We start from the raw sequence: 26,735 nt of genomic DNA on the forward strand, positions 1-26,735 counted from the left end.
TGCCCTGGAAGGGAACGGGCGCGGCCTGTCCGTTTCCGGTGCCTGCGGAGGCCCATCGACCAGCCCGTTGATTGGACAAGCCCGGCAGCAGGCACAACATGATCATACCTGCGGTTCAGGTCGACAGATGGCGACCGCAATCTTCGCGCTACCAGCGGGGCATCGACGTGGTACCGGCGCAACGCCCGGGCGATCAACTCAGGACTGCTTATCCGATCGCTCATTCATGGAGGTTCTTCTTTGGTCTTCGCAACGCCAAGTGGAAGGCCCAACCGAAATGGAGGGCGTGACCGTGGCACGGGAACGAAGTGCTGGACGACGGCCAGTCGCATTTCGCGCAGCGGTTGTAGAAAGGCCCCCGCCGGTCCCGCCCAGCGGCGGAGATCACCACCTTGACCAACCGTGTCACTGCCGGGTGCAGGGCTGCCCCGCTCGGTGGATCCGAGCCACCTCGGCCCGCACGGATCGCCGACAGCCACCGGCGGCGGGCGTCGCCCGCCTGCCGGTGGTCTGTCCGGCACCGTCGGATCAGGGCAACTTGGCAACCGTCAGCAGGATCGCGGAATCCTCCAACGCCTCGAGACTGTGGCGTGCGTCGGGCACGATGAGCAGGTCTCCGGTGCGCGCCTCCCACGACTGTTCACCAGCGATCATGCGGACCCGGCCGTGGAGCACCTGGACCGTGGCCTCGCCCGGGTTCTCATGCTCCGCGAGGCGTGCGCCCCCGCTCATGCCGATGACCGTCTGGCGTAGCACCTTCTCGTGGCCGCCGTAGACGGTATCGGCGGTGTGCCGGCCACCGGCGCCGGCTGCGCGATCGACTTGTTGGCGGGCGAGGGCTGCGAGCGAGATCTTCTGCATGCCGTCATTGTCCCAGTCCGGCCGTTGTCGCCCCCGCCTGGCCTGGATGCAGCGCGTCCGTCCTGGCTTGTCGTTGCTCCCGCGGCTGGACAGTCAGGGGAGACGTGCCGTGCCCGGCGCGGCGGCGAGCCGTCGCGCCGGGCAGGCGATCAGCACCAGCCGTTGATCGTGCTGTTCACCCCGGTCCAGAGGTACGCGTCGGAGACCCAGCTACCGTCGCTGAGCCGGTTCCAGAGCGACGTGGTGCCGTACCGCCCGGCGTGTGAGGTTCCGTTCGCGGAGCAGGAGATGGTGACGGTGGCCCCGTCGCCGACCGATCCGAGCGCGGCGTAGCCGGTGCCGGGCCCGGCACGCCGGGTGAGGCTCCCACCGCCGTTGGCGTCAACCACTCCCTGGGTGAAGCCGAGCGCGCCGTAGTTGTAGACGGCGCTGCCGGCCCCGGCCCAGGCCGATCCGTGCCGCGTGCCACCCTGGTAGGCGGCGGCGCCGTTCTCGAACGCCCACTTGCCGATGCCGTGACCGGCGATGGGGACGTACGCGCTGTTCTGCCGCAGCCCGAAGTGGACGTGCCGGCCGTAGGCGGCCCCGCCGCAGGTGACGTCGGTGCCGGTGTAGCCCAGGTAGGCGCCCGCGCCGACCGCCGCCCCGTTGACCGAGATGCTGCTCCACAGGTGGTAGTAGTCGGTCGAGTAGCCCCGGTCGTGGATCACCCGGATCCAGCCCTGGCACATCGTGTACGCCGTGCCGCCCCGGGCGGCGCGGACGACCTGGTCGCCGCCGGCGAGGTCCACGGAGCTGTACGGCGACTCGCTGCCGCCCCAGCCGTGCGGGCCGCTGGTGAGAGTCCAGGTCTGGCCGACCGCGAACGGCAGGGCCATCCCGGTCCGGTAGTCGCCGCCGGCGTACGTGGGGGCCGGCGTGGTCTTGAAGACCTGCCGTTCCCGCTCCGACACGAGGGGCGACTCGCCGGCCAGTTCGCTGAAGTCGGCCTCGCCGTCGAACGCGACCCGCCACCGCCCCGCGTCGGCGCGCGCGATGAACACCGAGCCGGTCGGGTGGGCGTCCTTTTTGCGGGGGGCGACCGCGACGGCGGTGCCGAACGCCCACCGCCCCTCCTGCCGGCTGATCGTGACGCGGGTTTCCGGTGTCGCGACATCACCCGTGCTGAGACGCTCGGCCTGACCGAGCAGCTTGTTGGTCACGGCCTCGGTGACGGTCGGGGGCACCGGCTTCGGCGCCGCCCCGGCGCTCGCCGGACCACCGCCGATCAGGATCCCCGCCGCCAACAGAGCCATCGGAATGCCAGCCCACCGCCGCAACTGTCCCATCGACACACTCCTTAAATCGATCTGTACCTATGGGTGATGCGGTGACGATAAGCGGCGGCAAGAATAATGTCTACATCCCGCAACCGCAGCCACGAAACTTTCTTTCGATGACGGGTCGGGCCGGTGGCTGCGGTCAACGTCGAGCCCGTCCGTGCCCGGCACGATGAACGACCTGCCGGCAGTCGACGCTGGAACCCGCGAGGTGATGTCCGGAGTGGGCAGAATCGGGAGTTTCCCATCCCGCGCTGTCCGCCCCCGGTCGGCGGCGCCCTGTCCCGGGCGCCGCCGACCGTACGGGCCGTCAGGCCGGCAGGTTCCACTTCTGGTTGGCCCCGCCGGTGCACGACCAGACCTGCGTCTTCGTGCCGTCGGCGGAGACGTTGCCGGTGATGTCGAGGCACTTGTTCGCCTGCGGGTTCACCAGGTCCCGTCCGGAAGTCCACGTCCACTGCTGCGCGGCGCTGCCGTTGCAGGTCCACAGCTGCACCTTCGTGCCGTCGGCGGTGCCGCCGCCGGAGACGTCGAGGCACTTGCCCAGCGACCGCAGCGTCCCGTCGGAGGCGCGGGTCCAGGTCTGGTTGGCGCTGCCGGCGCAGCTCCAGATCTGCGCCGCGGCGCCGTCGGCGCTGCTGTTGTCGGTGACGTCCAGGCACTTGCCGCCGAGGCCGGTGATCGGCCCGGTCGGCCCGGTGGGCGTCCCGGGCCCGGACTGGGTGCCCGCCCAGGTGAACGTGGCGGTGGTCCGGGCCGGCAGGGTGTAGGTGAACGACTGCCCGCCCCAGACCACCTTCACCGACTGGGCGGACGTGCCGCCGTTGTGGGCCAGCAGCGCCTTGGTGCCGTCGGAGTTGCGGTAGGCGACGTTCTGCACCGTGCCGTTGGCGGTGGAGGCGATCCGTTGCGCCCCGGGCCGGACGAACTTGGTCAGGTGCCCGGTGGTGTAGTACTCGATCGTGTAGTCGACCTGGCCGGCGCGGGAACCGCCCTCCTGCACGGTGATCAGGCCGGTGCAGGTGCCGCAGCCGCCGTTGTGCGGGCCCATGTTCTGGTTGAGGGCCAGGCTCCACTTGACGATGCTCCGGCTCCAGTTCCGGGCGTAGTTGACGATGTCGGCCATGTCCTCGTTGTGCTGGTTGCCGATCCAGGTGCCACCGGAGTGCTCGGTGCTGAACTGCGGCACCGACGGGTACTGGCCCTGCACCTGGCCGCCGACCGCCGGGTCACCGAAGTAGCCGTGCCAGGCGATCCCGCCGAAGAGCGGGTCGGTGCGCACCGCGGCGTCGCCGAGCACCCCGGCGCCCATGGTGGCGTAGTCGCCGTAGTTCCAGTCGTGCACCAGCACCTTCGTGGTGATGCCGGCGGCCCGGAACGCCGGGTAGACGAAGTTCTTGGTCAGCTCGGCCAGGCCGGAGGAGTTCCAGCTCATCCCGGGATAGTCCATCGCCGTCGGGTTGCCCGACTGGCAGCAGTTCGGCTCGTTCTGCACCGAGAGGTAGTCGACCCTCACGCCGCGCGCCGCGTACGCCTGGATGGTCTTGACGAAGTACTGGGCGTAGGTGGCGTAGTACTGGGACTTCAGCCAGCCCATCTGGTCCATCCGGCCGTTGTCCTTCATCCAGCCGGGCGCGCTCCACGGCACGACCTTGACCCGCAGGGCGGGGTTGAGCTGCCGGGCCTGGGCGGTGAGCAGCTCGACGTTGGTGTCGTAGCCGCCTGCGCCGAAGTCGGTGAGGTCGCAGCAGGTGTCGTCGAGGGAGACGTGGCCCGGGCGGGACAGGTCGGAGGCCCCGATCGGGTTGCGGACGAAGGACAGCCCGATGCCGTCGGTGGGGCTGAACAGCTTGCGCATCACCTCGTCGCGGGTGGCCGCGCTGACCGGGCCGCCGCGCAGCAGGTACGCGGTGGTGTCCGTGATCGAGGCGCCGGCGCCCTCGAACGGCTGGTAGCGGGTGTTCTCGTCGACGGTGACGGTGTGCGTGGCTCCGCCGCTGGACGCCGCGAAGCTCACCGGAGCCTGCTGTTGCAACCCACGGGTGACGGCGCGGCCGCCGGCGTCGGAGGTGGTGGTGAGCCAGACGTTCACGCTCTCACCGGCGGCCTGCGCGGTCGAGGCCGCGAGGGTCAGGACGCCGGTTGTCAGGCAGAGTGTGAGGGCCCCGGCCAGCGCGGCGCGGGCCGGCGAGCGGTGGGTGGTGGGTGGGGCGAGGGGCAAGAAATCGACGGTCATGACTGAGGAAACACTGTTGTAACTCTTATGTCAAGCACTGAAAAAAGCGACGGGCCGGCACGGACAGGGGCGGGGTGGCGGCACCGTCGCCGCCTCCCCGCCGTCGTGGCCCGGCGCACCGTAGTCCTCGGACTCATGCATGTCAATGAACGTCGGCCGGGGCGCCGCACGCGCCCCGGCCGCCCGGTCGCTCAGCCCCGCCCGCGCACCCGCCGGATGGTGTCGCGGAACCACAGCGCGCTGCGCTTCGGGACGCGTTCCTGCGTGTCGTAGTCGACCCGGACGATGCCGAACCGCTTGTCGTAGCCGTACGACCACTCGAAGTTGTCCAGCAGCGACCAGGCGAAGTAGCCGCGCACGTCCGCGCCGGCCCGCCGGGCCCGGGCCACCGCGCGCAGGTGCTCGGCGAGGTAGTCCACCCGGTCGTCGTCGGCGACGAAGCCGCGCGCGTCCGGGCGGTCGTCGAACGCCGCGCCGTTCTCGGTGATGACCATCGGCAGGCCGGGGTAGTCGCGGCTGATCCGCAGCAGCAGGTCGGTGAAGCACTCCGGGACGATCTCCCAGTCCATCGCCGTGCGCGGTCGGCCCCGTGGGACGACCCGGCGCACCGGCCGGCCGTCGGCGTCCCGGTCCCGGCCGTCGGCCTCCACCCCGGAGAAGACCTGCCCGAAGTAGTAGTTGACCCCGAGCACGTCGAGCGGGGCGGCGATGACCGTCAGGTCGTCGTCGTACACCGGGACCGTCACCCCGTCGGCCGCCAGGTCGGCCAGCACGTCGTCGGGGTACCGGCCGTGCACGAGCGGGTCCAGGTAGAACCGCGCGCCCAGCCCGTCGGAGGCCCGGGCGGCGTCGCGGTCGGCGGCGCTGTCGGTGGCCGGGTCGGCGGTGGCCAGGTTCAGCGTGATACCCACCTCGACCGGGGTGGTGGCCGCCGCCCTGATCCGCCGGGTCGCCAGCCCATGGCCGAGCAGCAGGTGGTGCGCCGCCGCGATGGCGTCGCCGAGGTCGCGTCGGCCCGGGGCGTGCCCGCCGTACGCGTAGCCGAGCATCGCCGAGCACCACGGCTCGTTGAGCGTCGTCCACGTCCGTACCCGGTCGCCGAGGGCGTCGAAGACCAGCATCGCGTAGTCGGCGAACCGGTAGGCGGTGTCCCGCGCCGGCCAGCCGCCGGCGTCCTCCAGCTCCTGCGGCAGGTCCCAGTGGTAGAGCGTGACCCACGGGTCGACGCCCCGGCCGAGCAGCTCGTCGACCAGCCGGTCGTAGAAGGCCAGGCCCGCCGGGTTGGCCGGGCCCCGCCCGCCCGGCTGCACCCGGGGCCAGGCCGTCGAGAACCGGTACGTGTCCACGCCCAGGTCCGCGATCAGGGCCACGTCCTGCGACATCCGGTGGTAGTGGTCGCAGGCCACGTCGCCGGTGTCGCCGCCGGCCACCGCCCCCGGGACTCGGCAGAAGGTGTCCCAGATCGACGGTGTCCGCCCGTCCTCGGCGACCGCGCCCTCGATCTGGTACGACGACGTGGCCACCCCCCAGCGGAAAGAAGTGGGGAGGGTGTCGATCGGATCGGTGGTCGCCGACCCGGCGGCGGTGGACTTCATGCTGCTCCTCGGTGCGACGCTGAGCCGGTACGCGGGAACGCGCTCGTCACCGGGCGACCGCCTCGTCGGCCTGGTGCAGCCAGCAGGCGACCGCCCGGCCCGGGTCGCCGGCCGGCGGGCCGAGCGTCGGCAGCCGGCTGTCGCACGGCGCGACCGCCCGGGGGCAGCGCGGGTGGAACGCGCACCCGTCGGGCATCGCGCGCAGGTCCGGCGGGGAGCCGGGGATGCCCGTCAGCTCCCGGCGCGGCCCGCGCAGGGCGGGGAAGGAGTGCAGCAGCCCGTCGGTGTACGGGTGCAGCGCCGCGCCGTACAGCTGCGCGGCCGGGGCCTGCTCGACGATCCGGCCGCCGTACATGATGGCGATGCGGTCGGAGAACTCCACCAGCAGCGACAGGTCGTGGGTGATGAACAGCACCGCGAAGCCGAGCCGTTCGCGCAGCTCGGCGAGCTGGCTGAGGATCTGCCGCTGCATCACCACGTCCAGGGCGGTGGTCGGCTCGTCCATGATGACGACCTGCGGCTCCAGGGCCAGCGCCATGCCGATCATCACCCGCTGCCGCATGCCGCCGGAGAGCTGGTGCGGGTAGCTGTCCAGCCGGTCGGCGGAGATGCCGACCAGCCGCAGCAGCTCCCGGGCCCGGGCCAGCCGGGCCGGGCGGCTCAGCCCCGGCTGGTGCGCCCTGATCACGTCGACGAGCTGGGTGGAGACCTTGTGCACCGGGTTGAGGGAGTTCATCGCCCCCTGGAACACGATCGACGTCTCCGCCCAGCGGAACGCCCGCAGCTGCGCGGGGGACAGGGTGAGCACGTCGACCGGCGGGCCGTCGACGGGGTGGTAGACCACCTCGCCGCCGCTGATCACCCCGGGCGGCGGGAGCAGCCGGGTCAGCCCGTACGCCAGGGTGGACTTGCCACTGCCGCTCTCCCCGGCCAGGCCGAGCACCTCGCCCCGGTGCAGGGTGAGGTCGACCTCGCGGACGGCGCGCACGGCCGAGTCGCCGAGGCCGTAGTCGACGCTGAGCCGACGGATCTCCAGCACCGGTTCGCTCATCGACCGGCCTCCTTTCGCTGTCCGGGCGCGGCCGGCGACGCCGGCCGGGGCGCCAGCACCGGGGTGAAGCCCACCCGCATCCGCACGGTGCGCCCGTCGGCCGTGCGGATCCGGGACCGTCCGGCGCTGCGCAGGCGGGGGCTGACGAACTCGTCGATGCCGAAGTTGATCAGGGCTAGGGCGGTGCCGAGCAGCGCGATGGCCAGCCCGGCCGGCACGAACCACCACCAGGCGCCCTGTGCCAGGGCCTGCTGGCTCTGCGCCCAGAACAGGATGGTGCCCCAGTTCCACGACGAGACCGACGAGATGCCGATGAAGGCCAGGGTGATCTCCGACATGACCGCGAAGATCACCGTGCCGACGAAGCCCGAGGCGATGATCGCGGTGAGGTTCGGCAGGATCTCGAAGCCGATGATCCGCCAGGTGCGCTCGCCGGTGGCCCGCGCGGCCTCCACGTAGTCGCGCCGGCGTAGCGACAGCGTCTGGGCGCGCAGCACCCGGGCGCCCCACGCCCACGAGGTGAGCCCGATGACCAGGGCGACGACCAGGTCGCCGGCCCCCTCGACCGTGGACGTGACGATGATGATCAGCGGCAGCGCCGGGATCACCAGGAACACGTTGGACAGCGCGGACAGGCCGTCGTCGGCGAGCCCGCCGAGGTAGCCGGCGGTCACCCCGACCAGGACGGACAGCACGGTGGCCACCACGCCTGCGGTCAGGCCGACCAGCATCACCCCGCGGGTACCGACCAGGATCTGGCTGAACACGTCCTGTCCGAGGTGGGTGGTGCCGAACCAGTGTGCCGCCGACGGCGGCTGGAGCAGGTCGGCGCTGCGGGCGTCCGGGTCGTACGGCGCGATCCACGGGCCGATCACCGCGAGCAGCAGGTACCCGGCGACCACGGCCAGTCCCGTGGCGGCCTTGCCGCCGCTGACGAACCGCAACCGACGGCGGCGGCCCGGCCGGACGCTGGGCTGGGCCATCGCGCCCTGCTCCGGGATGACCTGCTCCACGCTGGAGGTGGGAATGCTCACGGCTCAGCCCTCCTTGCGGGTACGCGGGTCGAGGAACAGGTACACCACGTCGGCGAGCAGGTTGGCCACCAGCACCGACAACGTGATGACCAGGAAGATGCCCTGCATCAGCGGGTAGTCCTTGGCGCTGACGGCCCGGAAGAGCAGGAACCCGAGCCCGGGGTACGAGAAGACGATCTCCACGAGCAGGGTGCCGCCGACGATCAGCCCGAGCGACAGGGCGAACCCGGCGACGTTGGGCAGCAGCGCGTTGCGCGCCGCGTAGCTCATCGCGACCCGCCGCTCGGGCAGGCCCTTGGCGTGCGCCACCGTGATGTAGTCCTCGGCGGCGACGGTGACCATCATGTTGCGCATGCTGAGGATCCAGCCGCTCATCGAGGAGATCAGGATGGTGGCGGCGGGGAGCAGGCTGTGCTGGACCGCGCTGCCCAGGAAGATGCTGTCCAGGGCGGGGACCAGGCCCGGCTCGTAGCCGCCGGAGGACGGGAAGAAACTGCCCGGACCGGCCAGCACCGCGATCGCCACCAGGCCCAGCCAGAAGTACGGCACCGAGGACAGGAACGTGGTGACCGGCAGCAGCCCGTCCACCCAGGAGCCGCGCCGCCAGCCGGCCAGCACCCCGAGCCCGGTGCCGAGCACGAAGCTGACCGCGGTGGTGACGCCGACCAGGATGAGGGTCCAGGGCAGCGCGTCGCCGATGACCTCCGACACCGGCGACGGGAACGCCGTGAACGACAGCCCCAGGTCGCCGTGGGCGAGCTGTCGCCAGTAGTCGACGTACTGGTCCCACAGGCTGTCGTCGGAGTCGAGGCCGAACAGCACGTACAGCGAGTGGATGGCGTCGGTGCTGAGCTGTCCCTGGAAGCGGGAGACCAGCGACTTCACCGGGTCACCGGGGATCATCCGGGGGATGAAGAAGTTGATGGTCAGCGCCGCCCAGGCGGTGAACAGGTAGAAGGCGATGCGCCGCAGCAGGAAGATCATCGGCTGGCCTCCCCGCCTACCGTCGCTGCCCCGGTGACGTCGGGGTGGTAGAGCCAGCAGGCCGTCCAGTGCCCGTCGTGGTCGCCGACGGTCAGCCTCGGGGGCAGCTCCTCGGCGCAGCGCGGCAGGGCCACCGGGCAGCGCGGGTGGAACCGGCAGCCGGTGGGCGGCCGGATCAGGCTGGGCGGCTCGCCGTCGCCGCGCTCGGCCACGTCCGCCCCGCCGTCGCCGGTGATCCGGTCCGGGTCGGGCGCCGAGCCGATCAGCAGCCGGGTGTACGGGTGCGCCGGGTGCTGGGTGACCGTCTCGCTGTCCCCGCCCTCGACCAGGCGGCCGGCGTACATCACCAGCGTCTCGTCGGCGAAGTAGCGGGCCGAGGCGATGTCGTGGGTGATGTAGAGGATCGCCAGGTCGAACCGCTCCTTGAGCTCGCGCAGCAGGTTGAGCACGCCGAGCCGGATCGACACGTCGAGCATGGACACCGGCTCGTCGGCGAGCAGCACCTCCGGGTCGGCGCCGAGCGCGCGGGCGATGGCGACCCGCTGCCGCTGCCCGCCGGACAGCTCGTGCGGGAAGGAGTCCAGGTAGCGCTCGGCCGGGGTGAGCCGGACCCGTTCGAGCAGCCGCCGCAGCGCGGCGTCGAGGTCGGCGTCGGTGCGGCCAGCGTTGCCGTGCACGCGCAGCGCCCGGGTCAGGTGGTAGCGCACGGTGTGCACCGGGTTCAGCGACGCGAACGGGTCCTGGAAGATCAGCTGGACCTGCCGGGCGTACGCCCGGAACGGCCGCCCGCCGCGGACGGTGACCGGCTTGCCGTGCAGCGCGATGGTGCCCGCCGTGCGCGGATAGAGCTGCGCGAGCAGCCGGGCGACGGTCGACTTGCCGGAGCCGGACTCGCCGACCAGGGCGGTGACCTGGCCGCGGCGCAGGGTCAGCTGCACGTCGTCGACCGCGTGCACGGCCGTTCGGGTACGGGAGAACAGGCCGCGCAGCCGCCTGCGGACGGGGAAGTGCTTGGTCAGGCCGATCGCCTCCAGCACCTCCTCGCCGGCGGCCGGGGCCGACGGGGTGGGCGTCGTCATCGGTTTCCTGTCTGCTCAGGGATGGGTCGCGGCGTGGCCGCCGGTGGCCCGGGCGGAGGGTGGACCGCCCGGGCCACCGGCGCCCGGCTCAGGATCCGGCGGGCCGCAGGTGCTGCACGACGTCCGCCGCGTTGGGCTGGGTCGGCTGCCCCGCGCCGTAGGCGTTCGCGTCGTCCGGCCAGCCGGTCCAGTTCTTCGTGCTGTACGCGGCCCCGACGTTGTCCGCGCCGACCGGGATGATCGGCGTCTGCTCGACGAAGACCTTCTGGAGCGTGGCCAGGGCCGCGGTGCGGGCGGCGTCGTCGGTGGCGTTGGCGTACGCGGCGAGCGCGGCGGTGGCCTGCGGGTTGTCGAAGCGGCCGAAGTTGCCGGCGGGGGAGGCCTTGCCGATCGGCTTGAGCAGCCGGCCGTCCATCACCGTCTGGTAGATGTCGTACGGGGTCGCCCCGCCGTTGGTCCACCGGAAGGTCGCATCGAACCGGCCCTCCTCGACGTTGCGGAACCAGGCGTCCTGGTTGGCCTTCTCCACGGTGGCGGTGATGCCGATGGTGGACAGGTTGTCCTTCACGATCTCCAGGCTCGTCTGGTAGTCCGACCAGCCGGACGGGTCGGTCAGGGTGAGGGTGACCGGCTTGCCGCTCGGGTCGACCAGCTTCTCGCCGGCGTACCGGAAGCCCGCCTCGGTGAGCACCTTCTTCGCGCCGTCGACGTCGATCCGCTGCTGCTGGCCCTTGAACTCGGCGGCGACGTAGGCGTCGCCGGCCGGGCTCGGCAGCCCGGTCACACTGGTCACCACCGGGTGGAAGTACCCGGCCGAGGCCTGCTGGAAGATGTCCTCCCGGTTGACCACCATGTTCATCGCCCGGCGCAGGGCGGGGTTGTCGAACGGCTTACGGGTGGTGTTGATGTACAGGCCGTGGATGCCGAGCACCGGCGGTGCCCACACCTTGTGGTTGGCCGGGTCCTTGCCGACGAACACCGTCTTGACGTTGGGGATGAAGACGAAGCTCCACTCGGACTCGCCGTTGGCCAGCGCCGTGGTCTGCGCGTTGTTGTCGGTGAACGAGGTGTAGCGCAGCTCCTTGACCTTCGGCAGTTCCTGCCAGTAGCCGCTGGTGCGCACGGTCAGGGTGGTGGTCTGCGGGGTGAACGACGTGAGCGTGTACGCGCCGCTGCCCACCGGGTTCTTGTTGACGTTGGTGCCCGGGTCCTTGATCGCCGACCAGATGTGCTGCGGCACGATCGGCACCTGGGCGATGATCTTCTGCTGGTTGACGAACTGCGGCGAGGCGAAGCCGAGGGTCACCTGGTTGCCGGCGGTGGTGATCGAGGTGTACGGGGTGGCCGCGATGTTGAGTGCCTCGTTGGCCTTGAGCAGGTTGTAGGTGAACGCGACGTCGGCGGCGGTGACCGGCTTGCCGTCGGACCAGGTGGCGTTGTCCCGGAGGGTGACGGTGACCGAGCGGTAGTCCGCGGTCCACTCGGCCTTCGTGGCCAGCCACGGCTTGAACGGATCGGCGGGCTTGACCGGGTTCCACATCATCAGCGGCTCGTAGATCTGCCACCGGTAGCCCAGCGACGCCGCCGACGAGGTGGTCAGGAACGGGTTGTGGTTCTCCGTCTGCGGGCCGTTGGGCATGCCGACGTTGAGCACGGTCGCGCTGCTGCCGCCCTTGTCCCGGTTCCGGGTGTTCGCGGTCTCGCTGCACGCGGTCCCGGTGGCGGCGATCGCGCCGGCCAGCGCGACGGCGACGAACTGGCGTCTTCTCATGGTGGTCTCCCTCGATGCTCCCCGCTGCGGGCGCGGGGTCGGTGGTGGGGCAAGGGTGTGCGGTGTCGCGCCCGGTCGGTTCGAAGCCCCGACCGGTGGCGTGGATGGTGTGTCTCCCGGGTTGCGGGTGGTGCGGCCGGCTCAGGACCCGGCGGTCGAGCCACGGACGGTGAACGTGGTGGGTATGACGGTCGGCGCATCGGGCAGCGGGGTGCCGTCGAAGTGGGCGATGAGGGCGCGGGCGGCGGCCTCGCCCATCTGGCGCAACGGCTGGTGCACCGAGGTCAGCGGAGGATGGGTGTGCGCCGCCAGGGGCAGGTCGTCGAAGCCGACGACCGCCACGTCCTCGGGGACGCGGCGGCCGGCGGCGCGCAGCGCCTGGAGTGCACCGGCGGCGGACAGATCGTTGTGGGCGAAGACGGCGTCGAAGGGCGTACCGGCCGCCAGTAGCCGCTGCGCCGCCGCCCGCCCGCAGTCGAGGGTGAAGTCACCCTCGACCACCAGGTTCGGGTCCAGCGGCAGGCCGGCCCGGGCGTAGCCCTCGGCGAAGCCGTCCAGCCGCTCGCTGGTGCAGCCGAACCGGTGCAGGCCGGTGACGACCAGGGGGCGGTGCCGGCCGAGGGCGAGCAGGTGCTCGGCCGCGGCCAGGGCGCCGGCCCGGTTGGTGGTCCGGACGGAGGGGAACTGCGGTTGGTGCCCCCGGTCGTCGATGAGGATCACCGGCAGCCCCCGGTCGTGCAGCGCGGTGATGTAGTCCAGGGTGCCCTCCGGCTCGACCACCAGCAGGCCGTCGAAGGACTTCGCGGAGACCTGGGAGGCGAACCGCCGCATCGACTCGTCCCCCCGGTTGCAGGTGAACAGCAGCAGGCCGTAGCCCTCGCTCTCCACCACGTCGACCGCTCCCTGGAGCACCTCGCCCATCCACGGCCAGGTGAGCGAGGGGACGAGCATGCCGACCACCCGGGCCCGGCCCCGGGCCAGCCCGACGGCGCGGTCGCTGGGCACGTAGCCCAGTTCCTTGATCACGGCGCGGACCCGGGCCGCCGTGGCCTGGCCGAGCTCGCCCTTGCCGTTGAGGACCCGAGAGACGGTCGTCTTGCTCACCCCCGCCCGGATGGCGACGTCGGCGATGGTGATCGGCACGTGACGCTCCCGGGTCGGAGGTGTTGGGGGAGTGTTTCGGAACCGGTTGCGGAAGCGGTTCCGGTCGCAGTCAACCGGAGTGACGCGGGCCACGTCAATAACGCACAGGTAACGAAACATGGCTAATTTCAAGATCTTAAAGAAGCGGCTCGTCGATGCCTGCCGTGTCCGTCCGATCGAGTCGCGCCGATGACATCGCCCCGACCGGCCGGAGTCGGACAGCCCAGTGGTGACGACCCGCGACATCTCGCTGCTGCCGCTGGCCGTGATCAGTACGATCAGCAGGCCGAACCGCGCGGTCGTGCCGGCGACCAGCACCCGCCGTCGACCCGTGGCCGCGCGGCACCAGGCGGTGTCGTCAGCCCTGGTCGCCGCCGGCCGCGTCGCCCGGACCGAGCCGTCCCTGCCCCCCGTGCTCAGGCGACGCCAGCACCAGCCTGGCGAGCACCGCGTCGGCGACCGCCGCCGCCCGTTCCCGCTCCAGGCCCTGCCGCACGCCCACCTCGATCACCTGTTGATGCACCTCGGCGAGCTGCGCCGGGGTCAGCGCGGGGACGACCACGGCCGGGGACCTGCGGCGGAACAGCCTGCGCCAGAGGGCGCCCACGCCCCTGCCCGCGCGGTCCGCCACCGAGCCCGCCGCCTGCTGTGCCACCTGGTCCAGCACCAGCCACACCACCGCCGTCACCAGCGGCACGATCTCGCCCAGACCGAACCCCAGCGGCTCACGCCGCCGGGACCTCCGGCCCAACCGGCGCACCACCACGGCGTCGTCGAAGGTCGCCAGCCCCGTCACGACCGGCAACTCGGACGGGGCGACTTCCGAGACGACATCGCGAACCACGTCCCGAACCCTGACGCCCGCCGTGGCGCCCCCTGCGCGATCGTCCTGTTCCAGCCACACCATGCCTCTATATTGGTCGATCGTTGCGCGCGGCGCCGCAACGGCTTTCCGACACCACCGGCCGTCGGGCGCCGAGTTGTGCCTCGTCCGTCAAGCCCCCGTACGGCGCCGCTCGCCGACAGCTGTCCGACATCGCTCCCGTCCGCAGCCGGGCAGGCGGGAGGGCCGCGCCTCGCAGCGCGGGTGGTTGGGGCATCGCTCTCGACGCCGCCAGCGAGGACAACCCGGAGTACCGGTCGCCGAGGACACCCGGTCACTCCCCGAGTGTGGTGCTCAGCAGGCTTGGGCGGGCAGCCGCAGGCGTCCGTCGTCCACCTCGGCGACCTGTTCCACGGCGGTGAGGAGGGTGCGGTCGTGGGTGACCAGGACGGTGGCGGTGGCCTGCTGGTGGGTGAGGCGGGTGATCAGGTCGATGACGGCCGCGCCGCGTTCGTGGTCGAGGGCGCTCGTGGGTTCGTCGACCAGCAGGACGGTGGGGTCGTTCATCAGGGCGCGGGCGATGTTGACGCGCTGGCGCTGGCCGCCGGAGAGCTGGTGGGGGCGGCGGTTGGCCTGGGCGGCCAGCCCGACGGCGTCGAGCAGTTCCATGGCGCGACCGCGCGCCTTGCCGGGAGAACGGCCGTCGAGGTGGGCGATGACCTGGAGCTGTTCGGCGACGGTGAGGGAGGGCAGCAGGTTCGGCTGCTGGAAGACGATGCCGATCTTGTGGCGGCGCAGGTCGGTGAGTTCGCCGCGGGTCATGCCGGTGGTGGTGGTGCCGTCGACGGTGACGGTGCCGGAGTCGGGGGTGATCAGGGTGGCGGCGACGGCGAGCAGGCTGGATTTCCCGGAGCCGGAGGGGCCGATGACGGCGGTCAGGGTGCCCTTGGGGACCTCCAGGCTGACGTGGTCGAGGGCCGTCAGGCGGCTGTCCCCGTCCGGGTAGGTGAGCGTGACGTCGGTCAGGTCGAGGCTCATCGGGCGCTCCCCAGGGCGGTCAGCGGGTCGACGGAGGTGATCCGGCGGATGGACAGGGCGGCCCCGAGCGCGCCGAGCAGGATCATCACGGCGGCGGGGACGAGGATGGTGGCGGGGGTGAGCAGGAACGGTATGGCGGTGCCGGCGAGCAGGGCACCCAGCGCGACGGCGACGACCGTGCCGAGGAGGGTGCCGCCGACGAGCAGGACGACGGCCTGGCCGAGCGCGTCGCGTAGCAGGTAGGCGGTGGAGGCGCCCAGGGCCTTGAGGACGGCGACATCGGCGCTGCGCTGGATCGTCCACACGGTGAAGAAGGCGCCGATGACCAGGGCGGAGATGGCGAACAGGAAGCCCCGCATCAGTTGCAGGGAGCCGTTCTCGGAGGTGTAGGAGCCGATCGCGGACAGCGACTCGCTCGTGGAGACCGTCCTGGTGCCCGTGGCCTTGTCGGTGGCCCGCACGTCGACGCCGGAGGTGGTGTCCAGGGCGATGACGGTGGCGCTGGGGCCGTGGTCGGCGCCGGTGCTGGGCGTGATCTTCTGCCAGGCGTCGAGGCTGATCCAGATCACCGGGGTGTGGCTGAAGGAGGCGTCACCGCTCACGGCCGCGACGGTCAGTGGATTGCCGGCGATGGTGACAGCGTCGCCTGGCCTGAGCCCGAGTTCGTCGGCGGCGTCGCGGGACAGCACGGCCGAGTCGCCGTCGATCCGGTCGCTCTCCGGGGCCAGCGCGGCCCCTGGGCGGACGCCGAAGGCGGACACGCCGATGCTGCTGTCCCCGGCGGTGGCCTTGGTCGTGGTGATTCCGATCGGCTCGGCGCTCGTGACGCCGGGGGCTCCGGCCCACTGCCGCCACTGCTCCTCGGTAACCGAGGAGTTGGCGTAGGACAGGTCCTGCCCGCCGCTCGGCGACCCGAAGGCGATCTTGTCCACGGGCAGGCCGGTGATCGCGGAGACGTTCTGCCGGCCCAGTCCGGCGGTCAGCCCGGACAGCAGCCCGACCAGCAGGGTGATCAGCACGATGACGGCCCCGACCAGGGCGAACCGCCCCTTGGCGAACCTGAGGTCCCTCCAGGCGACAAACATGCTATGACCTGCACTTTCATTCGGTGGAAGCGGTACCCGTCCACCGTCGCAGCCGGCCCCCGGTCGGGACATCTGGCGCAGGGGGACAGTTCTCGGATCGGAGGGTGGCAGGCGGTCTCTAACTTTCGATCGACGCGCCGGCGGGTCGCCGTCTCCTACGCTGGAAGGACCGTGAACACGACCGCTCCCGCCCCGATCCCCACCACCCGCACACTCGCGTGGTGCCTGCACCTGCTGATCGTCGGCCTGCTCGCCCTGGCCGCAGCCCGGTCCGTGGCCGACGGGGCACCCCGGTCCACGGCCGTCGTCGTGACGGCCGCCGCGATGGGGATCACCTACGCGGCCGGCCAACTGCTGCCGCGCGTCCGCGTCGACCGTCGCGCCGCCGCGGTGTGGCTGGCCGCCGTCGGCGCGGTGTGGCTGGTGCTGCTGGCGCTGTCTCCCGTCGGGGTCTGGGTCGCCTTTCCGCTGTACTTCCTCCAGCTCCACCTCCTGCCGCGCCGCGTCGGCCTGGTCGCGGTCGCCGCCACCGCCGCCGCGGCCGTCGTGGCCTTCGCCGCCCACGCCGGCGCCTTCACCCTGGCCATCGCGGTAGGCCCGACCCTCGGGGCGGCCGTGGCAGTGGCGGTGGTGTGGGGGTACCAGGCGCTGTACCGGGAGAGCGAACAGCGCCGGAAGCTGATCGAGGAACTCACCACCACCCGCGCCGACCTGGCCAAGGCCCAGCACGCCGCCGGTGTGCTGGCCGAACGCGAACGCCTGGCCCGCGAGATCCACGACACCCTCGCCCAGGGGCTGTCCAGCATCCAACTGCTGCTGCGCGCCGCCGAACGCGCCCTGCCCGGCAGGCCCGACGCCGCCGCCCGCCACGTGGACCAGGCCCGTCAGGCAGCCGTGGACAACCTCGCCGAGGCCCGCCGTTTCGTCGCGGCGCTCACCCCGCCCACCCTGGAGGGCGCGACCCTGGCCGGCGCCCTGGAACGCCTGTGCGCCACCACCTCCACCCGCCACCCGCTCACCGCCCGCTTCCACCTCACCGGTGATCCCGTGCCCCTGCCCACCGCGCACGAGGTCGCCCTGCTGCGCATCGCCCAGTCCGCCCTGTCCAACACCGTCCGTCATGCCCGCGCCGTCCACGCCGAGGTCACCCTCAGTTATCTCGGCGACCGCGTCGCCGTCGACATCGTCGACGACGGAGCCGGCTTCTCCCACGACCGGCCGCCCACCGCCGGCCCGCCCCACGGCGGGTTCGGTCTGGCCGCCATGCGCGCCCGCGTGGACGCCCTGGGTGGCTCCCTCACCATCGAGTCCGCGACCGGCCGCGGCACCGCCCTGGCCGCCCAGCTCCCGCTCACCACCGCCGGGACCGCCCGTGACTGAGACTGAGTCGCTCATCCGGCTGCTCCTGGCCGACGACCACCCGGTGGTGCGGGCCGGGCTGCGTGCCGTGCTGGAGACCGAGCCCGGCTTCACCATCGTGGCCGAGGCGGCCACCGCCGAGGCCGCCGTCGCCCGCGCCGCCGAGGGTGACATCGACGTCGTCCTGATGGACCTGCAGTTCGGCAAGGGGATGAACGGGGCCGAGGCCACCGCCATGATCACCGCCCGGCCCGGAGCCCCCCGGGTCCTGATCGTCACCACCTACGGCACGGACGCCGACGTCGTGCCCGCCATCGAGGCCGGCGCCACCGGCTATCTCCTCAAGGACGCCCCGCCCGAGGACCTGGCCGCCGCCGTGCGCACCGCCGCCGCCGGCCGCAGCACCCTGGCTCCCACCGTCGCCGACCGGCTCATGAACCGGCTGCGCGCCCCCAGGGTCGCCCTGACCAGGCGCGAGATCGAGGTTCTCGCCCTGGTCGCCGAGGGGCTGTCCAACCAGGCCGTCGGCCAGCGGCTGCACCTCACCGAGGGCACCGTCAAGTCCCACCTGGCTCATGTCTACGCCAAGCTCGGCGTCGACTCCCGTACCGCCGCCGTCGCCGCGGCGACGGATCTCGGCCTCATCCGCCGCTGAGCCGGTGGGGCCCGAGCCCTGCCCGTGCTGCCTGCCGGTCCCGGCCGGTGGGCCGCCGGCGGTCACCTGGCCCGGTGCGGGCCGGTCGGTAAGCTGCATCCTCCAGCGCGCGTACTGTCGGCGGGTGAGCACGCGCCGGCGGACCGGTCGCCGATCGTCGTCCGGCCGGCCCGGTCGACCCCGGGAGACCCGGCGGTGGCGTCGGGCGTGGTGGGTCGTGACGCGGGCGGACGAGCCGGGGTGGGAGTGGTCGTGACAGTGGACTGGCAGGCAGGAGGGGGCGCCGGCGCCGCCGGATCGGGACTGGCGCTGGTGGCCCTGCAGGGCCGGCTGAGCCTGCGCGAGGAGGTGGCCCAGGCGCTCCGCGCCGCGATCGTGGCCGGCCAGATCCGGCCCGGCACCATCTACTCGGCGCCGACCCTGGCGGCCCAGTTCGGCGTCTCCCCGACGCCGGTGCGGGAGGCGATTCTCGATCTGGCCAAGGAGGGCCTGATCACGATCGTCAAGAACAAGGGCTTCCGGATCAAGTCCCTCTCCGACCGGGAGCTCGACGAGATCACCGAGATCCGCGAGCTGCTGGAGATCCCGGTGGTGGCCGACCAGGTGGGCCGGCTCGGCGAGGAGCAGCTCCGGGAACTGCGGACCCTGGCGGAGGCCGTGGTGACCGCCGCGAGCCGGAGCGACATCGTCGCGTACATCGAGGCGGACAGCGCGTTCCACCTGGCTCTGCTGCGCGCCGGTGGCAACCTGCGGTTGGTGGAGACCGTGGCCGACCTGCGTAACCGCACCCGGCTGTACGGGCTGGACGGGCTGGTCAAGAGCGGCCAGCTGGTCAGCTCGGCGGACGAGCACGTCCAGCTTGTGGACCTGTTGGAGGCGAAGGACCGGCCGGCGGTCGTCGCGTTGATGCGCCGGCACCTGCAGCATGTACGGGGAATCTGGGCCGCCCGGCCCGAGCAGTAGCGGCGCGGCGGCGTTCCGCGCCGCCCTCGTCCCCGGCCGCGCCGTCCACCACAGCCGCCACCCACGGATCGGGGGCGGCGGCGCCTGTCGGGAGACATCCATGGCTATTGGTCGGCCTCGTCGACCGTGCTACGGTGCCATGTAACATACTACTGGAGGTTCGGTGGAACAGATTCCGTGGCGGGGCGTCCTGGTGGCCACCGCACTGCCGTTCCGGCTTCCCGACCTGGGCGTCGACCACGAGGCCTACGCTACGCACGTGAGGTGGCTCGCCGAGAACGGCTGCCAGGGCGTCGTGCCGAACGGCTCGCTCGGCGAGTACCAGGCGCTCACCGCAGCCGAACGCACGGAGGTCGTGCGCACCGCGATCGCGGCGGCCCCGGCCGGCTTCTCGGTGGTTCCCGGCGTGTCGGCGTACGGCGCGGACGAGGCGCGGCGCTGGGCCGACCAGGCCGCCGAGGCGGGCTGCCCGGCCGTCATGCTGCTGCCACCCACCGCCTACCGGGCGGACGACGCCGCCGTGGTGGCGCACTACCGCGAGGTGGCCAAGGCGGGCCTGCCGGTGGTGGCCTACAACAACCCGCTCGACACCCGGGTCGACCTCACCCCGGTTCTGCTGCGCCGGTTGTACGACGAGGGCCTGATCGTCGCGGTCAAGGAGTTCAGCGGCGACGTGCGCCGGGCGTACGAGCTGGCCGAGCTCGCCCCCGGCCTCGACCTGCTGGCCGGCGCCGACGACGTGTCCCTCGAACTCCTGCTCGGCGGGGCGGTCGGCTGGATCGGCGGCTACCAGAACGCGGTCCCGGCCAGCTGCGTCCGCCTCTACCAGGCCGCCGTCGCCGGGGACCTGGCGACCGCACTGCCGCTCTACCGCACGCTGCACCCGCTGCTGCGCTGGGACTCCCGGCCCGACTTCGTCCAGGCGATCAAGCTCTCCATGGACGTCGCCGGCCGCCCGGGCGGGCCCACCCGCCAGCCGCGCCAGCCGCTGTCTCCGGCGGTCGCCACGGCCATCCGGGAGACCACCGAACGGCTGCTCGCGGCGGGTCACCGCTGATGCGCAGCAGCCGGGTGATCCACGTGGTCGACTCGCACACCGAGGGGATGCCCACCCGGGTGGTGACCGGCGGCGTCCCGGTGATCCCGGGCGCCACCATGGCCCAGCGCCGGGAACACCTGATCGCGCACCTCGACCACCTGCGGACCTTCCTGATGTACGAACCCCGGGGCCACTCGGCGATGTCGGGGGCGATCCTGCAACCCCCGACCCGGCCGGACGCCGACGTCGGCGTGGTCTACATCGAGGTGTCCGGCTGCCTGCCGATGTGCGGCCACGGCACGATCGGGGTGGCGACCGTGCTGGTCGAGACCGGAATGGTCGAGGTCACCGAGCCGGTCACCACCGTACGGCTGGACACCCCGTCCGGGCTGGTGGTGGCGTCGGTGGCCGTGACCGGCGGTCGCGCCACCGCGGTGACGATCCGCAACGTGCCGTCCTTCGTGGTGGCGCTGGACGCCTCGGTGCAGGTGCCCGGCCTGGGTCGGGTCCGCTACGACCTGGCCTACGGTGGCAACTTCTACGCCATCGTGGACCTCGCCGAGGTGGGACTGCGGCTGGACCGGGGTGACAGGCAGCGGCTGCTCGACGCGGGCCTGGCCATCATGGCGGCGATCAACGCCGCCGACCGGCCGGTGCACCCCGAGCAGCCGGAGATCTCCGGCTGCCGCCACGTGTACCTGGCCGGGGAGGGGTCCGACGCGCAGCACTCCCGGCACGCCATGGTGATCCATCCGGGGTGGTTCGACCGGTCGCCCTGCGGCACCGGCACCTCGGCCCGGATGGCGCAGTTGCACGCCCGAGGGCTGCTCCCGCTGGAGCGGGACTTCACCAACGAGTCGCTGCTCGGCACCCGGTTCGTCGGCCGGTTGGTCGACACCGCCACGGTCGCGGGCGCTGCGGCGGTGGTGCCGACGGTGACCGGGCGGGCCTGGCTGACCGGCACGGCACAGTTCTTCCTCGACCCCGATGACCCCTTCCCGGCAGGATTCCAGCTGTGAGCGAACTGATCCGTAGCTGCTCCCCGCAGCGCCCCACCGAGCTGGTCGCCGAGCGGGCGGCCGTCGCCCCGGACCAGGTCCGCGCGCTGGCCGCGCGGGCCCGTACCGCCCAGGCCGGCTGGTGCCGGGAGCCGGCGGCCGGCCGCGCCGCCGCCCTGCGGGCCGCCGCCGACCGGCTGCGGGAGCAGGCCGACGTGCTCGCCGACCTGATCGTCCGCGAGGTGGGCAAGCCGGTCGGCGAGGCCCGCGCCGAGGTGGCCCGGGGCGCGGCGATCCTGGACTACTACGCGCAGGCGTGCCTCGCCGCCACCGGCGAGCTGCTGCCACCGTCCCTGCCGGCGGACCAGCCCGGCCTGCTCTACACCGAACGTCGGCCGCGCGGCGTCGCCGGGCTGCTCACCCCGTGGAACTTCCCCCTGGCCATCCCGCTGTGGAAGGCCGCACCGGCCCTCGCCACCGGCAACGCGGTGCTGCTCAAGCCCTCCCCGGACGCGATGGCCTGCGGCGAGGCCGTGCAGCGGCTGTTCGACGGGCTGCTGCCGGACGGGCTGCTGCAGGTCGTACAGGGTGGGCCGGAGACCGGGCGGGCGGTCGTCGCGGCGAGCGACGTCGTCTCGTTCACCGGCTCCGCCCCGGTCGGCGCGGAGGTCGTGGTCGCCGCCGCCCGCGCCGGCCTGCCGGTGCAGGCGGAGATGGGCGGCCAGAACGCCGCCGTGGTGCTGCCCGACGCCGACCCCGGCCCGACCGCCGCGCTGCTGGCCGGCGCCGCCATGGGGTACGCCGGGCAGAAGTGCACCGCGACCCGGCGGATCGTGGTCGTGGGTGACCCCGCGGAGTTCACCGAGGCGCTGGTGGCGGCGGTCGAGGCGGTCCGGGTCGGTGATCCCGCCGACCCGGCGGTCGCCGCCGGTCCGGTGATCAGCGCCGCCGCCCGGACCCGGATGCGCGACGCCGTCACGGCGGCGCGGGAGGCCGGGGCGCGGGTGCTCACCGGGGGCGGGCCCGGGACCGGGGACGGCTTCTTCGTCGCACCGGTGCTGCTGGACCGCGTCGACCCGACCCATCCGGTGGCCCAGGAGGAGACCTTCGGCCCGCTGGCGACCGTGCTGTCCGCGCCGGACCTGGCCCGCGCCGTCGAGCTGGCCAACGGCGTGCGCTACGGCCTGGTCACCTCGGTGCACGGCCGGGACGTCGGGGCGCTGCTGCACGCCGTACGTGGCCTCGACACCGGCCTGGTCCGGGTCAACGCGCCGACCACCGGGGTGGACTTCCACGCGCCCTTCGGCGGCGAGAAGGCGTCCAGCTACGGCCCGCGCGAGCAAGGCACCGCAGCCCTGGACTTCTACACCGCCACCCGGACCGTCACCTTCGCGGCCCCGCCGAATCCCTGACCGGGCCACCGCCCCGTCTGACAGCCCTCACCCCGACCCGTGAAGGAGTCGCTGTGACCCGTACCGACCTGCGTACCGGCAGCCACGACCTGCCGGTCAGCTCCGCGCTCGAGGAGTTCATGCTGACCGGCTGGGCGGACACCGAGCACCGCGACCTTCCGGTCGACGAGGTGGCCGACTGGGCTGCCGCGCGCCGCGCCCGGCTGCACCGGATGTTCCCCGGCGAGCGGCTGGTGGTGCCGGCCGGTGGCTACCAGCGGCGCACCAACGACCAGAACCACCGGTTCCGGCCGCACTCGGCCTACGCCTGGCTGACCGGTGACCAGTCCTCCGACGGGGTGCTGGTGGTCGAGCCGGACGGGGAGGCGACGCTATTCCTGCGTCCCCGCTCCGGCCGCGCCGACGGCGAGTTCTTCCGGGACCGGGTCTACGGCGAGCTGTGGGCCGGTCGACGCCCGACGCTGGGGGAGAGCAGCCGGCGGCTGGGGCTGCCGACCCGGCACGTCGCCGAGCTGGCCGAGGCGCTGGCCGTGGCCGCGCCGACCCGGGTGCTGCGCGGCGTCGACGGGCACGTCGACACCCTGGTGCCCGGCCGAGCCGGGGGCGCCGACGCGGAGTTCGCCTCCGTGCTGGCCGAACTCCGCCTGGTCAAGGACGAGTGGGAGATCGCCCAGTTGGAGGAGGCGGTGGCGATCACGACCCGGGGCTTCGAGGACGTGGTCCGGGCGCTGCCGACGGCGATGCGCACCTCCGAGCGCCACCTGGAGGGGGTGTTCTGGCAGCGGGCCCGGCTGGAGGGCAACGACGTCGGCTACCACTCGATCGTGGCGGCGGGCGCGCACGCGGCGACCCTGCACTGGACCGACAACGACGGGCCGGTCCGCGACGGGGACCTGCTGCTGCTCGACGCCGGGGTGGAGACGCGGTCGCTCTACACCGCCGACATCACCCGGGTGCTGCCGGTCTCCGGCCGGTTCAGCCCCCTGCAACGGGACCTGTACGAGCTGTGCCGGCGGGCGAACGACGCCGCGCTGGACTGCCTGCGGCCGGGGGTGGAGTTCCGGGCGTTCCACCGGGCGGCGATGACGGTGCTGACGTACGGGCTGGCGGACCTCGGGATGCTGCCCTGCCCGCCGGAGCAGGCGCTGGCGGAGGAGTCCGGCCTGTACCGGCGGTGGACCCTGTGCGGGTCGGGCCACATGCTCGGTCTGGACGTGCACGACTGTGCCGCCGCCCGGGCCGACGCCTACCTGGACGGTCGGCTCGCCGCCGGGCAGGTGCTCACCGTGGAACCGGGGCTGTACTTCCAGCCGGACGACGAGCTGATCCCGGTCGAACTGCGCGGACTGGGCTTCCGCATCGAGGAGGACATCCTGATCACCGACGACGGCTACCGGATGCTCTCCGACGGCCTGCCCCGCCGGGCCGACGACGTCGAGGCGTGGATGCACCGGATCGGGTCATGAGTGCCACCGGCGCGGATGTCGTCGTCATCGGGGCGGGAATGGTCGGCGCGGCCTGCGCCTACTACGCGGCGCGGGCCGGGCTGGCGGTGACGGTGGTCGACCGGGCCGGGGTGGCCGGCGGCACCACCGGCGCCGGTGAGGGCAACATCCTGCTCTCGGACAAGCCGCCCGGGCCGGAGCTGGCGCTGGCCCGGCACTCCGTGCGGCTCTGGCACGAGTTGGGCGACGCCCTGGGCCGCGAGCGGATCGAGCTGGAACGCAAGGGCGGGCTGGTGGTGGCCGCCTCGGCGGTGGAGCACGCCGCGCTGCGGGCGTTCGCCGCCGGCCAGCGCGCCGCCGGGGTCGAGGTGGCGGAGGTGCCCGCCGACGCGCTGCCCGAGCACGAACCGCACCTGGCCCGGGACCTCGCCGGTGGTCTGCACTACCCGCAGGACATGCAGGTCCAGCCGATGCTGGCCGCCGCGCACCTGCTGCGCGCGGCCGGGGTGCCGGTGCTGACCGGGACCACCGTGACCGGCCTGCGGCGCGACGCGGCCGGCGCGATCCGGGGCGTGGTCACCGACCGGGGATCGCTACCCACCCCGGCGGTGGTCAACGCCGCCGGGGTCTGGGCCGCCGGGGTCGCCGGTCTGGCCGGGGTGGGGCTGCCGGTCCTGCCCCGACGCGGGTTCGTCCTGGTCACCGAGGCGCTGCCGCCGCTGATCCGGCACAAGGTGTACGCGGCCGGCTACGTCGCCAACGTGGGGCGCGGCTCCGAGGGGCTGGAGGTCTCCCCGGTGGTCGAGGGAACCCGGGCGGGCACCGTCCTGATCGGCTCCACCCGGGAGCGGGTGGGCTTCGACCGGACCGTCCCGCTGTCGGCCCTGCGCCAGCTCGCGGCCGGGGCGGTGCGTCTCTTCCCGGTCCTCGCCTCGGTGTCGGTGATCCGCGCGTACCGGGGGTTCCGGCCGTACAGCCCCGACCACCTGCCGATGATCGGGGCCGACCCCCGGGTGCCGGGCCTGTTCCACGCCTGCGGCCACGAGGGCGCCGGGATCGGGCTCGCCCCGGCGACGGGGCACGCCGTCGCGGCCCTGCTGACCGGGCGTCCCCCGCAGGTGGACCTCCGACCCTTCGCCCCGGAGCGCCACGATGTTCACGTTTGACGGCCGGCCGGTGCCCAGCGACGGGGAGCGGAGCATCGCCGCCGCGCTGCTCGCCGTCGGGATCAACTCCTGGCGGCGCAGCCGGGTCGAGGGCCGCCCCCGGGGCGTCTTCTGCGGCATCGGGGTCTGCTTCGACTGCCTGGTGCGGGTCAACGGGGTGTCGGCGCAGCGCGCCTGCCTGGTGGTGGCCCGCCCGGGCGACGTGGTCGACAGCCAGGACGAGGGCGAGGAGCGGGAATGACCGGGTACGACGTGGTGGTGGTCGGCGCCGGCCCGGCCGGGCTGGCCGCGGCGGCCGGCGCGGCGCGGGCCGGCTGCCTGGTGGTGGTGCTGGACGCCGCGGCGCGGCCCGGCGGGCAGTTCTGGCGGCACCGCCCCGGGGCCGACGGGACCGGCCACCACGACTGGCGGACGTTCACCCGGCTGCGCGAACAGCTCGGCCGGGTCACCTACCGGGCCGACGCCGCCGTCTGGTTCGTCGAGGCCGACACCATCGCCGGGGAGCCGGGCTTCGCGGTGCACACCCGGGCCGGGACGGTGTACGGGCGGCGGCTGGTCGTGGCCACCGGCGCCCACGACCGGGTGGTGCCCTTCCCAGGCTGGGACCTGCCCGGAGTGGTCACGGCCGGCGGCGCCCAGGCCCTGCTCAAGGGGCAGGGGGTGAGCTTCGCAAGCCGGGTCGTGGTGGCCGGCACCGGCCCGTTCCTGTTGCCCGTCGCGACCGGCCTGGCCGCCGCCGGCAGCGTCGTGGTCGCCGTCTGCGAGGCGAACGACCCGCTCGGGTACGCCCGCCAGCTCCGCCCGGTCGCCGGTGCTGCGGGCAAGCTCGCCGAGGCGGGGCGGTACGGCTGGCGGATGCTGCGGCACCGGGTGCCGTACCGGCGTCGGACCGTGGTGGTGGCCGCGCACGGCACCGACCGGCTGACCGGGGTCACCCTCGCCTCCGTCGACGCCGGCGGCGCGGTGCTGGCCGGCACCGAGTCCGAGCTGGAGTGCGACGGGCTCGCGGTGGGCTTCGGCTTCACCCCGCAGGTGGAGCTGGGCCTCGCCCTGGGATGCGCGACCCGGCTCGACGGCGACGGGAGCCTGGTGCTCACCGTCGACGCGGCGCAGGCGACCTCGGTGCCCGGGGTGTACGCCGCCGGTGAGGTGACCGGGGTGGGCGGGGCCGGGCTCGCGCTGGTGGAGGGGGAGCTGGCCGGTGCCGGCGTGGCGCTGTCCCTGGGCCGCCCGCTGCCCTGGTCGGGCCGGCGGCACGGCCGGCTGCTGCGGACCCGGCGCCGGCTGCGCCGGTTCGCCTCGGCGCTGCACGCGGTGCACCCGGTGCCGGCCGGCTGGCCGGACTGGTGCGCCGACGACACGCTGATCTGCCGCTGCGAGGACGTGCCGGTCGGGGCGGTACGGCAGGCGGTGCGGGAGTTGTCCGTCGCCGACGCGCGGGGCGCGAAGCTGATGACCCGGGCCGGCATGGGCTGGTGCCAGGGGCGGACGTGCGGTTACGCCACCGCCTGCCTGACCGCGCGGGCGGCCGGCCGTGCCCTCACCGGGGCGGACCTGGCCGGGTTCGCCACCCGCCCGGTCGCGCAGCCGGTCACGCTCGGCCACCTCGCCGCCGGCGGCTGACCGCTCCTGCCCGGCGACGCCGCACGACCGCGCCGCCCTCGCGGAGGCGGTGGTCC

At 73.3% G+C, this 26,735-nt stretch carries 23 protein-coding genes; 10 read left to right on the forward strand and 13 right to left on the reverse strand.

Features of this window, described 5'->3' with window-relative positions:
- Positions 1–528: 528 nt before the first annotated feature.
- The 13 genes from OG559_RS24945 to OG559_RS25005 form a co-directional block, all read right to left on the reverse strand.
- Complete coding sequence (locus OG559_RS24945) at positions 529–861, reverse strand: cupin domain-containing protein (RefSeq protein WP_396679030.1); 333 nt, start codon at positions 859–861, stop codon at positions 529–531.
- A 149-nt stretch (positions 862–1,010) separates the two neighbouring features.
- Positions 1,011–2,189 carry a peptidase M23 gene (locus OG559_RS24950; RefSeq protein ID WP_405107736.1) on the reverse strand — a complete coding sequence of 393 codons (1,179 nt, stop codon included), beginning with the start codon at positions 2,187–2,189 and terminating at the stop codon, positions 1,011–1,013.
- Positions 2,190–2,490: 301 nt separating this feature from the next.
- A complete protein-coding gene (locus OG559_RS24955; protein ID WP_405107738.1) occupies positions 2,491–4,416 on the reverse strand; it encodes a ricin-type beta-trefoil lectin domain protein in 1,926 nt (641 codons plus the stop codon).
- A gap of 191 nt (positions 4,417–4,607) precedes the next feature.
- Positions 4,608–6,011 carry a GH1 family beta-glucosidase gene (locus OG559_RS24960; RefSeq protein WP_405107741.1) on the reverse strand — a complete coding sequence of 468 codons (1,404 nt, stop codon included), beginning with the start codon at positions 6,009–6,011 and terminating at the stop codon, positions 4,608–4,610.
- A 46-nt stretch (positions 6,012–6,057) separates the two neighbouring features.
- A complete protein-coding gene (locus OG559_RS24965) occupies positions 6,058–7,062 on the reverse strand; it encodes an ABC transporter ATP-binding protein (RefSeq protein WP_405107744.1) in 1,005 nt (334 codons plus the stop codon).
- On the reverse strand, positions 7,059–8,096 hold the full coding sequence (locus OG559_RS24970) for an ABC transporter permease (RefSeq protein WP_405107747.1): 1,038 nt from the start codon (positions 8,094–8,096) through the stop codon (positions 7,059–7,061). The genes OG559_RS24965 and OG559_RS24970 overlap by 4 nt, the downstream gene beginning before the upstream one ends.
- Before the next feature lie 3 nt (positions 8,097–8,099).
- On the reverse strand, positions 8,100–9,080 hold the full coding sequence (locus OG559_RS24975) for an ABC transporter permease (RefSeq protein ID WP_405107750.1): 981 nt from the start codon (positions 9,078–9,080) through the stop codon (positions 8,100–8,102).
- Positions 9,077–10,159, reverse strand: a complete 1,083-nt coding sequence (locus OG559_RS24980) for an ABC transporter ATP-binding protein (protein ID WP_405107752.1) — start codon at positions 10,157–10,159, stop codon at positions 9,077–9,079. The genes OG559_RS24975 and OG559_RS24980 overlap by 4 nt, the downstream gene beginning before the upstream one ends.
- A gap of 88 nt (positions 10,160–10,247) precedes the next feature.
- Positions 10,248–11,930, reverse strand: a complete 1,683-nt coding sequence (locus OG559_RS24985; protein WP_405107755.1) for an ABC transporter substrate-binding protein — start codon at positions 11,928–11,930, stop codon at positions 10,248–10,250.
- 141 nt (positions 11,931–12,071) lie between these two features.
- Complete coding sequence (locus tag OG559_RS24990; protein WP_405107758.1) at positions 12,072–13,073, reverse strand: LacI family DNA-binding transcriptional regulator; 1,002 nt, start codon at positions 13,071–13,073, stop codon at positions 12,072–12,074.
- A 358-nt stretch (positions 13,074–13,431) separates the two neighbouring features.
- Positions 13,432–13,917 carry a hypothetical protein gene (locus OG559_RS24995; RefSeq protein WP_405107761.1) on the reverse strand — a complete coding sequence of 162 codons (486 nt, stop codon included), beginning with the start codon at positions 13,915–13,917 and terminating at the stop codon, positions 13,432–13,434.
- Positions 13,918–14,250: 333 nt separating this feature from the next.
- Complete coding sequence (locus OG559_RS25000; RefSeq protein ID WP_405107763.1) at positions 14,251–14,934, reverse strand: ABC transporter ATP-binding protein; 684 nt, start codon at positions 14,932–14,934, stop codon at positions 14,251–14,253.
- Positions 14,931–16,019, reverse strand: coding sequence for an ABC transporter permease (locus OG559_RS25005; RefSeq protein ID WP_405107766.1), 1,089 nt, complete (start codon positions 16,017–16,019; stop codon positions 14,931–14,933). Before OG559_RS25005 ends, OG559_RS25000 begins: the two co-directional genes overlap by 4 nt.
- 171 nt (positions 16,020–16,190) lie before the next feature.
- On the opposite strand from OG559_RS25005, the gene OG559_RS25010 reads away from it, so the two are divergent.
- The 10 genes from OG559_RS25010 to OG559_RS25055 all read left to right on the forward strand — a co-directional run bounded on the left by OG559_RS25010 (position 16,191) and on the right by OG559_RS25055 (position 26,679).
- Entirely contained in the window at positions 16,191–17,399 is a 1,209-nt protein-coding gene (locus OG559_RS25010) for a sensor histidine kinase (protein ID WP_405107768.1), read from the forward strand.
- A complete protein-coding gene (locus OG559_RS25015) occupies positions 17,392–18,033 on the forward strand; it encodes a response regulator (protein WP_405107771.1) in 642 nt (213 codons plus the stop codon). The genes OG559_RS25010 and OG559_RS25015 overlap by 8 nt, the downstream gene beginning before the upstream one ends.
- A 252-nt stretch (positions 18,034–18,285) precedes the next feature.
- A complete protein-coding gene (locus tag OG559_RS25020; RefSeq protein ID WP_405107774.1) occupies positions 18,286–18,996 on the forward strand; it encodes a GntR family transcriptional regulator in 711 nt (236 codons plus the stop codon).
- A gap of 163 nt (positions 18,997–19,159) precedes the next feature.
- Positions 19,160–20,053, forward strand: coding sequence for a dihydrodipicolinate synthase family protein (locus OG559_RS25025; RefSeq protein ID WP_405107777.1), 894 nt, complete (start codon positions 19,160–19,162; stop codon positions 20,051–20,053).
- Entirely contained in the window at positions 20,053–21,054 is a 1,002-nt protein-coding gene (locus OG559_RS25030) for a proline racemase family protein (RefSeq protein ID WP_405107780.1), read from the forward strand. The genes OG559_RS25025 and OG559_RS25030 overlap by 1 nt, the downstream gene beginning before the upstream one ends.
- Entirely contained in the window at positions 21,051–22,445 is a 1,395-nt protein-coding gene (locus OG559_RS25035; protein ID WP_405107783.1) for an aldehyde dehydrogenase family protein, read from the forward strand. Before OG559_RS25030 ends, OG559_RS25035 begins: the two co-directional genes overlap by 4 nt.
- Before the next feature lie 53 nt (positions 22,446–22,498).
- On the forward strand, positions 22,499–23,911 hold the full coding sequence (locus OG559_RS25040; protein ID WP_405107787.1) for an aminopeptidase P family protein: 1,413 nt from the start codon (positions 22,499–22,501) through the stop codon (positions 23,909–23,911).
- A complete protein-coding gene (locus OG559_RS25045) occupies positions 23,908–25,056 on the forward strand; it encodes an NAD(P)/FAD-dependent oxidoreductase (protein ID WP_405107790.1) in 1,149 nt (382 codons plus the stop codon). The genes OG559_RS25040 and OG559_RS25045 overlap by 4 nt, the downstream gene beginning before the upstream one ends.
- Complete coding sequence (locus tag OG559_RS25050; RefSeq protein WP_405095958.1) at positions 25,043–25,297, forward strand: (2Fe-2S)-binding protein; 255 nt, start codon at positions 25,043–25,045, stop codon at positions 25,295–25,297. The genes OG559_RS25045 and OG559_RS25050 overlap by 14 nt, the downstream gene beginning before the upstream one ends.
- The gene (locus OG559_RS25055; RefSeq protein ID WP_405107792.1) at positions 25,294–26,679 is read left to right on the forward strand and encodes an FAD-dependent oxidoreductase; all 1,386 of its coding nucleotides are present in this window, start codon (positions 25,294–25,296) and stop codon (positions 26,677–26,679) included. Before OG559_RS25050 ends, OG559_RS25055 begins: the two co-directional genes overlap by 4 nt.
- Positions 26,680–26,735: the final 56 nt, after the last annotated feature.

This window comes from Micromonospora sp. NBC_01405 (assembly GCF_045040155.1).
Classification (GTDB): Bacteria; Actinomycetota; Actinomycetes; order Mycobacteriales; family Micromonosporaceae; genus Micromonospora.

What these genes read in the sequence shown, in the direction of transcription:
- OG559_RS24980 (WP_405107752.1), bottom strand. Translation starts at nt 10,159, where the DNA reads ATGACGACGCCCACCCCGTCGGCCCCGGCCGCCGGCGAGGAGGTGCTG.
- OG559_RS25050 (WP_405095958.1), top strand. Translation starts at nt 25,043, where the DNA reads ATGTTCACGTTTGACGGCCGGCCGGTGCCCAGCGACGGGGAGCGGAGC.
- OG559_RS25000 (WP_405107763.1), bottom strand. Translation starts at nt 14,934, where the DNA reads ATGAGCCTCGACCTGACCGACGTCACGCTCACCTACCCGGACGGGGAC.
- OG559_RS24985 (WP_405107755.1), bottom strand. Translation starts at nt 11,930, where the DNA reads ATGAGAAGACGCCAGTTCGTCGCCGTCGCGCTGGCCGGCGCGATCGCC.
- OG559_RS25030 (WP_405107780.1), top strand. Translation starts at nt 20,053, where the DNA reads ATGCGCAGCAGCCGGGTGATCCACGTGGTCGACTCGCACACCGAGGGG.
- OG559_RS25005 (WP_405107766.1), bottom strand. Translation starts at nt 16,019, where the DNA reads ATGTTTGTCGCCTGGAGGGACCTCAGGTTCGCCAAGGGGCGGTTCGCC.
- OG559_RS24975 (WP_405107750.1), bottom strand. Translation starts at nt 9,080, where the DNA reads ATGATCTTCCTGCTGCGGCGCATCGCCTTCTACCTGTTCACCGCCTGG.
- OG559_RS24965 (WP_405107744.1), bottom strand. Translation starts at nt 7,062, where the DNA reads ATGAGCGAACCGGTGCTGGAGATCCGTCGGCTCAGCGTCGACTACGGC.
- OG559_RS24945 (WP_396679030.1), bottom strand. Translation starts at nt 861, where the DNA reads ATGCAGAAGATCTCGCTCGCAGCCCTCGCCCGCCAACAAGTCGATCGC.
- OG559_RS24960 (WP_405107741.1), bottom strand. Translation starts at nt 6,011, where the DNA reads ATGAAGTCCACCGCCGCCGGGTCGGCGACCACCGATCCGATCGACACC.
- OG559_RS25045 (WP_405107790.1), top strand. Translation starts at nt 23,908, where the DNA reads ATGAGTGCCACCGGCGCGGATGTCGTCGTCATCGGGGCGGGAATGGTC.
- OG559_RS24950 (WP_405107736.1), bottom strand. Translation starts at nt 2,189, where the DNA reads ATGGGACAGTTGCGGCGGTGGGCTGGCATTCCGATGGCTCTGTTGGCG.
- OG559_RS25055 (WP_405107792.1), top strand. Translation starts at nt 25,294, where the DNA reads ATGACCGGGTACGACGTGGTGGTGGTCGGCGCCGGCCCGGCCGGGCTG.
- OG559_RS24955 (WP_405107738.1), bottom strand. Translation starts at nt 4,416, where the DNA reads ATGACCGTCGATTTCTTGCCCCTCGCCCCACCCACCACCCACCGCTCG.